This is a genomic window from Tumidithrix elongata BACA0141 (assembly GCF_036349135.1).
Classification (GTDB): Bacteria; Cyanobacteriota; Cyanobacteriia; order Pseudanabaenales; family Pseudanabaenaceae; genus Tumidithrix; species Tumidithrix elongata.
The window spans coordinates 1-8,014 of the sequence record NZ_JAZBJZ010000169.1 but is presented as its reverse complement, the minus strand read 5'-3'; the positions used below and the strand labels follow the sequence as shown (position 1 = coordinate 8,014).

8 protein-coding genes are annotated in these 8,014 nt (G+C 45.2%); 3 read left to right on the top strand and 5 right to left on the bottom strand.

Features of this window, described 5'->3' with window-relative positions:
- Positions 1-371: 371 nt before the first annotated feature.
- From V2H45_RS23935 to V2H45_RS23925, 3 genes are all read right to left on the bottom strand, one after another.
- On the bottom strand, positions 372-890 hold the full coding sequence (locus V2H45_RS23935; protein ID WP_330486211.1) for a VOC family protein: 519 nt from the start codon (positions 888-890) through the stop codon (positions 372-374).
- Positions 891-948: 58 nt separating this feature from the next.
- Positions 949-2,091 carry a cob(I)yrinic acid a,c-diamide adenosyltransferase gene (locus V2H45_RS23930; RefSeq protein WP_330486210.1) on the bottom strand — a complete coding sequence of 381 codons (1,143 nt, stop codon included), beginning with the start codon at positions 2,089-2,091 and terminating at the stop codon, positions 949-951.
- 159 nt (positions 2,092-2,250) lie between these two features.
- The gene (locus V2H45_RS23925) at positions 2,251-3,126 is read right to left on the bottom strand and encodes a phosphate/phosphite/phosphonate ABC transporter substrate-binding protein (protein WP_330486209.1); all 876 of its coding nucleotides are present in this window, start codon (positions 3,124-3,126) and stop codon (positions 2,251-2,253) included.
- A 66-nt stretch (positions 3,127-3,192) separates the two neighbouring features.
- On the opposite strand from V2H45_RS23925, the gene V2H45_RS23920 reads away from it, so the two are divergent.
- Positions 3,193-4,095, top strand: coding sequence for a c-type heme family protein (locus V2H45_RS23920; RefSeq protein ID WP_330486208.1), 903 nt, complete (start codon positions 3,193-3,195; stop codon positions 4,093-4,095).
- An 11-nt stretch (positions 4,096-4,106) separates the two neighbouring features.
- On the opposite strand, the gene V2H45_RS23915 is transcribed toward V2H45_RS23920, so the two are convergent.
- A complete protein-coding gene (locus V2H45_RS23915) occupies positions 4,107-5,639 on the bottom strand; it encodes a serine/threonine protein kinase (RefSeq protein WP_330486207.1) in 1,533 nt (510 codons plus the stop codon).
- Positions 5,640-5,860: 221 nt separating this feature from the next.
- On the opposite strand from V2H45_RS23915, the gene V2H45_RS23910 reads away from it, so the two are divergent.
- Positions 5,861-6,013 carry a hypothetical protein gene (locus V2H45_RS23910; RefSeq protein WP_330486206.1) on the top strand — a complete coding sequence of 51 codons (153 nt, stop codon included), beginning with the start codon at positions 5,861-5,863 and terminating at the stop codon, positions 6,011-6,013.
- Here V2H45_RS23910 and msrA read toward each other — a convergent pair.
- On the bottom strand, positions 5,981-6,673 hold the full coding sequence (gene msrA, locus V2H45_RS23905; protein WP_330486205.1) for a peptide-methionine (S)-S-oxide reductase MsrA: 693 nt from the start codon (positions 6,671-6,673) through the stop codon (positions 5,981-5,983). The two genes, V2H45_RS23910 and msrA, sit on opposite strands and share 33 nt — an antisense overlap.
- 523 nt (positions 6,674-7,196) lie before the next feature.
- Between msrA and V2H45_RS23900 the strand changes: the two genes are divergently transcribed.
- Positions 7,197-7,979 (top strand): hypothetical protein, encoded by a 783-nt coding sequence (locus tag V2H45_RS23900; RefSeq protein ID WP_330486204.1) that lies wholly within the window; start codon positions 7,197-7,199, stop codon positions 7,977-7,979.
- The last annotated feature ends 35 nt before the right edge of the window (positions 7,980-8,014 follow it).

Sequence of the window (8,014 nt, the reverse complement as noted above, 5' to 3'; positions counted from 1 at the left end):
AGTCCCTTTACGCAAAGATCTCTAGGCGTTGCATTTCATCCTTGAATTGGCGAATGTCTTGAGGTGGGAGCCAACGATTATCTGAGTAAACCCATTAAACTCAAACAACTGGCGAGCTCAATGCAAAATTTGTTGGTGCATAAGAATTTGTAGTGTATAGCAATCCTCAGCAATAGTTTGGAACTGAGGATGCGATCGTAACGCGATCTGTTTTGGTAGGTTTCCGTGCATCGGTCAAACAGCAATTGGCTCAACTTTCATAGTCTGCATAAAAAAACTACCTAATTGCTTAGGTAGCATGTTTGACAATGCGTTTCTCGTGTTTAGCAGGAAACGCAAACTTGTTTAAATCGCTGAATCTCGCAGTTCGATTAGGTTACAACTTCAGCAATCTCGATAACTTGACCGTCAGGGTCTTTGACCAAAAACTTGAGCGGTTTTTCGCTACGAATCTTGTGCTTAACGCCTTTCATTTGAATTCGCAACAACACCTGCTCGACACAGTCTCGGTTAAAGCAAATATGCCGACCACGATTGGGTTCCGTAACATTGGCACCCGGGACGACATGCAATTGAATGTTTTTTTGTAATTGATACCACGCCCCTTCTGAATCCGCAGAATATTTTGAGCGAGACGTTCTGGCTTCGGAAGGGAGATAGATGGGGTCAGTACCAGCCGTTAGCCCGTGCTCATAGCCATAATAGTAATGCAGTGGCACATCGGCGATCGGCAGTTGCAGTTGCCCTTCGTAAAAATATTTTGCCTGCTCCATATCAGACACCATCAATGTATGGACTTTGGGCGCACTGGTCAAAAACATCCACATGGCAACCGCGTAGGCTCCCAGCAGCATGATCATGACACCTTGAGTAGAAAACAGTGATTCCATGGTCTACAACAGCTATGTCTAAACAAAAATTATCATAGTGATTAGTTTAACCCATTCTTTAAAAATCGACGCCTCGCTTTAGATCGACTCCTTTCTCGGCATAGTGTTTGTGACAAACCATCTCAGAATGGACGCTGGCGAGATCGAAATAGGCGGGGGGATGCAAGCAACGTCCCGTAATAATTACTTCGGTATCGCGAGGCTTGCGGAGTAAAGCTTGACATATGGGGTCAACGGGCAACAGATCGAGATCGACCGTAGGGTTGAGTTCGTCCAGAATAATTGTTTTGTAAAGCCCAGAAGCGATCGCAGCTTGGGCAATTTCCCAACCCCGTTGCGCCTCGATCGTGTCAATTTCTTGTTGTTGTCCGCGCCAGACGATCGCATCGCGTCCGCAACGTTGGTGATCGACGACATGGGGAAAACTGCGACGCAGGGCAGCGATCGCCGCATCTTCGGTATAGCCTGAGCCACCTTTGAGCCATTGCATGATTAAGACGCGGTGCGATAAATCGCGGCTGATCCCCGTACCGATCGCCTTCAGCGATCGACCCAAGGCAGAAGTACTTTTACCCTTGCCTGCCCCTGTATAGATCTCAATTCCCGATACGCCATAGCTTTCAGCATTGGGATGTTCGTGGGGACGCATTTCTGAGTGCAGATCGGCAATGTCTAGCAGAGCTTGGGGCGCACCCCGACCTGTGGCAATGACTTCGATATGCTCGGGTTTGTGCTTGAGGTCTTTGACGACCTTATCAATCGGCAACAGTCCCAAATCGAGAACGGGGTTAATTTCGTCTAAAACAATCACCGAGTACAGCCCCGACGCCATAGCACCTTTTGCCACATCCCAACCCCTTTGGGCTTCCTGGCGATCGAGTGGTGTAACATGCTCGGCATCAAAATAATCGGCTCGCCCTGTGCGGACATGGTCGATTAGGTGTGGAAATCCTTGTTGTAAAGCCGCGATCGCCGCGTCTTCCTCATATTCGCGCTCGGGCCCTTTGAGAAATCGCAACAGCAAAATTCGGGTTTCAAAGGGGTGTGAGGCTTCTGTTGCTGCCATGCCTAGCCCCAGCGATCGCAAGACCACACCGAGGGCGGCTTGTGATTTACCCTTGCCCTTGCCATCGTAGACATGAATCTGCCCTACAGCCCTTTCTTGTCGGACTTGCGCGGTCATGATGCCAATAGCTGCCATAGATTTCCCTTACGTAATACCAACTTTTATTGAATGTGTGACGGAGCAGACTTTGAATGTTACGCGCTGTGCGCTTTCAAAATGCCTAGTAAATACCACATCTGCTACCTATCTTAGAGGGCAATTATGCTTGTGCGGGTGACAAAATGCCACGCGATCTTAAGTTTTCCCCGTTTCTCGCTTTTCTTCGTAGAGTGGAGCAGGCTTTTGTTTGATACGGGTTACGATCGGTCTGACTCTCTCAACGACCTCAATTAAAAAAGCATAGTCGGGCAGTGGCACATTGGTAATATATCCAGCCTCAGCAATAATTGTAGGTGAGGCGGATTTCATCGCAGCAGCAATTTGCTCTTGCTCATTGCGTTCTACGGTCGGTGCTAGCAAGACCATCCCTGGCGGCACGCTCTTTGAACTGCTTTGAAGGATACGAAATTTTTGCTGCCCTAATTCCAAGCTAAATCGGTCAAATTCGGGTTTAGAGACTGCGCCTGCCGCAACTGTTCCTGCATCTACCATTTCTAAGATAGCTTTTGGGGTAGGTGCAAATACAATTTCCGATAGTTTCAAACCATAGAGGTCAAAAATGGGAAGGTAGTACCCTGTTGCCGAACCCACCTGCCCTAAAGCGATCGCCTGATCTTGCAGATCTTGAAGTTTTTGTATGGGGCTATCTTTTTTGACGACTAATACAGAGTGTAAATTTGCCACTCCCTGAATTGGGAATAGCGGGATGTACTGTTCTTTAGAGATCGCGATCGCAGCCAAACCGGGCGGTGCAAATACAAGCGACCAGACCCGCCGTTGAATTTGCTCAAGTGCCTTCACCTCGTTAAAGGCAGGCTCTAACTCTATGACTGAGTTTGTCTGAGCAGACAGGTGATCTTTAAAGCGAGCGTACTGATCGATAGACTTATTACCTTCACCATAGCCAACAATACCAACAATGAGCTTCTTCCTACTAGTAGGCGTTCCCTGCGTGCAACTGACGAGCAATCCCAATAGAAAGTGACTGAGTAACAGGCGGCGTGAAAACATAATTTAGAAAGTAATGCACGGCGTAAATGAGGTTTATACTTTTCTTGCCTGTATTGTAAAGCCGCCATGTTTAAAAATCTCAGACTTGGAGCAAAGTTTAACCTACTTCTACTCACAGCTTTTTTAATTAGCATTGTGAGTAGTGGGATCGCTTTGTCAGCAATCCTCAATCGGAATGCCGAATCTCAAATTGTCTCTAAAGCTTTGGTGTTGATTCAGACAATGAACTCTGTGCGCAACTACACGAGTACGCAGGTAAATCCCCAACTAGCACCAAGACTAGAGACAGAAGCAGAGTTTTTGCCACAAACCGTTCCAGGTTATTCAGCCCGAGAAGTATTTGAACATCTGCGTACAAATAAAGACTACGCTGACTTCTTTTATAAAGAAGCGACACTCAATCCCACCAACCTGAGAGATAAAGCAGATAGCTTTGAGTCAGACTTGGTACAGCGGTTTCGCAATGATTCGGGGCTTAAAGAGTTAACGGGCTTTCGGTCTTTTCCTGGGGGGGACTTGTTTTATATTGCGCGTCCCATAGCGGTTGGCAAAGAGAGTTGCCTGCGCTGTCACAGTACACCAGAAGCTGCACCCAAAAGTATGCTAGCCAGCTACGGTCGTGAAAATGGATTTGGTTGGAAGCTCAATGAAATTGTTGGCGCTCAGATTATCTCTGTGCCAGCCCAAGAAATTGTCAATAGTGCTAGACAATCGCTGTTGTTTGTAATGCTGGCAGTCTGTAGTGTGTTTGCGATCGCGATTTTGTTAATCAATTTGCTCTTAAAACAAGCCGTGATTAAGCCACTCAGACGCATGGCTCAAGTTGCCCAAGATGTCAGCACAGGCAAAATGGAATCTGAATTTGAACAAACTTCCCATGATGAAATTGGCGTTTTAGCTGAGGCTTTTAATCGCATGAAGCTTAGTCTAGCTATGGCAATGGAAATGTTGAATAGGCCTGATAAATGACAACTAACCAGCTATCCCAAACGTTGGCGAAACTTTGCAGCATAGGTCGGATTAGGAATCTGCTCCGCCAGCATTTCGACTAACTGTGCTTGAGAAGAAGGTTTGAGTGCTAGCGTTTTTTGCAAAATCAAGCGTGCCATCGGTCCGATAATTTCAGCAAGTTCCTTTTCGCAGCGATCGATAAAGATCTGGCTTATTTGTTGATTGCTAGGCATAGCGGTTGGAGGTACAGAAGGAGGTGCAGTCTTTTGCCCCTTGCCTGGGTTGGTATCCACTGTTCCGATCGCTGTTTTGACAGCGGCTTTAAATTCTGATTGCTTGTTTGCAGGTATGTGCTGAATCAATCGCTTAATCAGATCGGAAGGACTGGAAGCTTGTGAACTAGCCTGCTTCAATAGGATTGGTGCAATTGGCCCAATATAATTGAGCAAAATTGGTTCCACTTTTACCTGCATATAGGAAAGATAGCTTGTAAACTGTGACGCTCTCACTGACTGAGACGGGGTGCTATCAGAGGTTACAGGTACGGGCGGATCTGCTACAACAGGCTTCATGATAATTGTTTCAGCCGAGGATGTCAGCGATCGCATCATCGTCCTAGCATCTACCTTTATCCCCGTTGCGGTTTGCAAGGCTTGGTTCAATGCTGAAACAGAACTAAAGCGCCCACTAGGTACTTTCCGCAGGCACTGCATCACTACGGCTTCTAATTTGATCGATAAATGCTCGCAATCTGGCTGCGATCGCAGCGATCGGGGTGGTTCGTAGACATGCGATCGCAACCAGCAAGTTCCTCCTGCTGCATTGCCATCGAGGCTACAGCCAAAGGGGTCAGAGCCACTCAGCATTTCATAAAGAATCATACCGATGCTATAGATATCTGCTCGCAGATCGAGATCTTTTCTAGCCTCAATTTGTTCGGGAGCAGCATATTGAAAAGTTCCCATAAACAAACCCGTGTTGGTAGATGGGGTCTCATTGCTAAAAACCTTGGCAATCCCAAAATCTAGAACCTTAACCAACTCGCCTAAGGATGTATGTACTAAAAAAATATTTTCGGGCTTTAAGTCTCGGTGCACGATCTGAACAAGTTCGCCAGAGGTAGCACCATCATGGGACATCACAACTCCTTGATGTGCCTTGTGCAATCCGTCGCAAACTTGACTAATTATGCCTACAGAGCGTTCGACCGAGAGGCGCTTTTCTTTTTGTAGGAGCTGTCCTAGGGTCTGTCCCCGTAAATATTCCATGACATAAAAGGGGTAGCCCTCATCGATCACCCCATAGTCTTTTACCTGCACGACATTCTCGCTCTGAATCGCCGCACAGAGGAGAACCTCTCGCTCAAATCTCTGCCTCAAGTCCCCTTCGCCAAGAAGTTTTTCTTTGAGTAACTTTAAAGCCACCTGTTGACCGAGTAGAGTATCTACAGCCAAGAAAACATCTCCCATCCCGCCGCCACCCAAGCGACTGGTAATGCGATATCGATTGCGATCGCCAACTGTACGCCCTATCCAAGGGTTTGACTGTTGAGAAGCGGTCATGGGGGAATTACCTTGTTAATTGCACCCAACCTGTCTAAAAAGGTTATGTTCTGCAATGTTAACTCATTACAGATCAATATATAAGTAGAGCTAAAGCTAACATTCTGAGTATATTTCGCAAAGTAGCAATCCTGCGATCGTGCTGTACCCGATCGCAGGATTGCTTGGGGTATTGTAAAATTCGTGAAATTTAGTTAAAAATCGCAAATATGGGTGAAACCATGAATAATTCATTCATTGATGTTCCTGCTCCAACCATTAAAGTTGAAGTTAAATCCGATCGCAAAGCCATGACTTGGTACGTACTAGATCTCGCCATTCTCAATGGGAAACCCTTTGCTTTATTTGTACATTTCAGGGAACTGTTTGCGTAATTGTTCGAGTTTGGGTAGATCGTGAACGACGACATAGGGATAGTTGGGATTATGCACAATGAAATCTTGGTGATAATCTTCGGCAGCATAAAAACTCTGCAAAGGTACTACCTGAGTCACAATCGGTTTTGAGAAAGCTTTTTCCTGATTAAGCCGAGCAATGTAGGTTTCTGCAATCTGCTTTTGTTCGGCATTCGCAAAAAAGATAGCCGAACGATATTGCGTGCCGCGATCGGGCCCTTGTCGATTTAATTGGGTGGGGTCATGTGCTACGAGGAAATAGACCTTGAGAAGTTGTTCGTAGGAAATTTGGGATGGATCGTAGGTGATTTTCACAGACTCGGCATGTCCTGTCTGTCCTGAGCTAACTGTCTCATAATGTGCGGTATCAGCAGTTCCACCCGAGTATCCAGAGACGACATTTGTAACGCCCTTGAGATGCTCGAATACAGCTTCCACTCCCCAAAAGCAACCACCCGCGAATACTACGGTAGCCTTTCCTTTTTCATCGGATGGAGAGAGTGTAGTGGAGCTATTCGCTAGATTTGTTTTAGCCGATGTATCGATCGCATTTCCTTTGGAAAGAGAGCTGAGGGAAAAAGCAGCAAAAGAGATGGCGGCAACAACGCCACAGAAGAAGTAGAAATTTCGCTTTAACATATTCATCGTTCCTTAATTCAAATCATCTAATCAATAGTACGAATTGCGATCGCGATCGGATGGATTCTAAAACCTTACTTTTCCTGCTAAGTATGAATTTGAGCAAGAAGCTAACCATGACACGCGTAAATTCGGATCGGTTCGTGCCAGAGAACTTGAGTCCCAGTCAGAAATTGATGATGGGGCGATCGCGACAAAGCTTTGCAGAGCTGGATTTACATTGATTTGGAAATCAAATGTATGATTTTAAATCACACGTTTTCCCTTAAAATCATACATTTTCTCTTAAAACCATACATTTCTTCTGATCGAATGTGTGATTTTATTAAGCGTTTGATTTAATTACAAATATTTATGTTGGCATTTAAAATATTTAGTTACTATTGCTATGTGCTATTACATTATCTAAAAGGAGTATTTTGCTATATCTAAACGATCTCTAAAAGCATCACCAGCAGGAATTAAAGCAGCCAAGGAACGGTTTAATAACAGAGGTTGGACTCAAGAATATCTTGCAATTGAAGTGGGAATCAAAACACGGCAACCTATTTACCGTTTTTTTACAGGGAAGCCAATTGAGCGATTTACATTTTTTGAAATTTGCGAGAGGCTGGATCTAGATTGGCGAGAGATTGTTCCCAAGTCACTTGTAGACGCTGCCGAGCTTGCTACCAAAGAACCTAACAAGGCTTCTCAAATCGCTAATCTTGCTACTATCTCTTCAGTATCCAGTTCTCCTGTAGAAGTTGATAAACAGCATTATGGACTGAATGAGAGTATCCACCAATATTGCGCCGAACGGGCTGCTGAAATCTTAGAACAAAACCTTAAAGAACTGCGGCTGATTACCTGTAATTTAGACGGTGGCTGTTCTCTTGCCGCTATTCATAATGGTCAAATTATCGATACTGCCACGGGATTCACTCCTCTAGAAGGTTTGATGATTGATTATAGTTCTGGTTCCATTGACCCCAATGTTTTAAATGAGATGATGCGAGAGGACAGAGGCAATTCCCCAGATCGAGAAGTAGATAAAAAAACGAGTCTAGTTAGCACTGCTGGTGCATCGATAGAGTTACAATCAGTAGGCTCAGCAATTGATACAGATAATTCCAGAGCAAAACAGGCGTTGGATATTTACCTTCATCGTTTGCGGTCATGCCTCGGTTCCATGCTTATGAGTTTAGGAGGCATGGATGCGATCGTGTTTACCTCTGAGTTAAGTGAAAATTCGGAGATTATCCGCGAACTTGTTTGTCAGTCCTTAGCGTTTCTAGGATTAAAGCTTGGTAATTGCTCAACCTAGGTAAATTGACAAAAGCAGCAAAGCTGATAAAGTAA

What these genes read in the sequence shown, in the direction of transcription:
- V2H45_RS23935 (WP_330486211.1), bottom strand. Translation starts at nt 890, where the DNA reads ATGGAATCACTGTTTTCTACTCAAGGTGTCATGATCATGCTGCTGGGA.
- V2H45_RS23930 (WP_330486210.1), bottom strand. Translation starts at nt 2,091, where the DNA reads ATGGCAGCTATTGGCATCATGACCGCGCAAGTCCGACAAGAAAGGGCT.
- V2H45_RS23925 (WP_330486209.1), bottom strand. Translation starts at nt 3,126, where the DNA reads ATGTTTTCACGCCGCCTGTTACTCAGTCACTTTCTATTGGGATTGCTC.
- V2H45_RS23920 (WP_330486208.1), top strand. Translation starts at nt 3,193, where the DNA reads ATGTTTAAAAATCTCAGACTTGGAGCAAAGTTTAACCTACTTCTACTC.
- V2H45_RS23915 (WP_330486207.1), bottom strand. Translation starts at nt 5,639, where the DNA reads ATGACCGCTTCTCAACAGTCAAACCCTTGGATAGGGCGTACAGTTGGC.
- V2H45_RS23910 (WP_330486206.1), top strand. Translation starts at nt 5,861, where the DNA reads ATGAATAATTCATTCATTGATGTTCCTGCTCCAACCATTAAAGTTGAA.
- msrA (WP_330486205.1), bottom strand. Translation starts at nt 6,673, where the DNA reads ATGTTAAAGCGAAATTTCTACTTCTTCTGTGGCGTTGTTGCCGCCATC.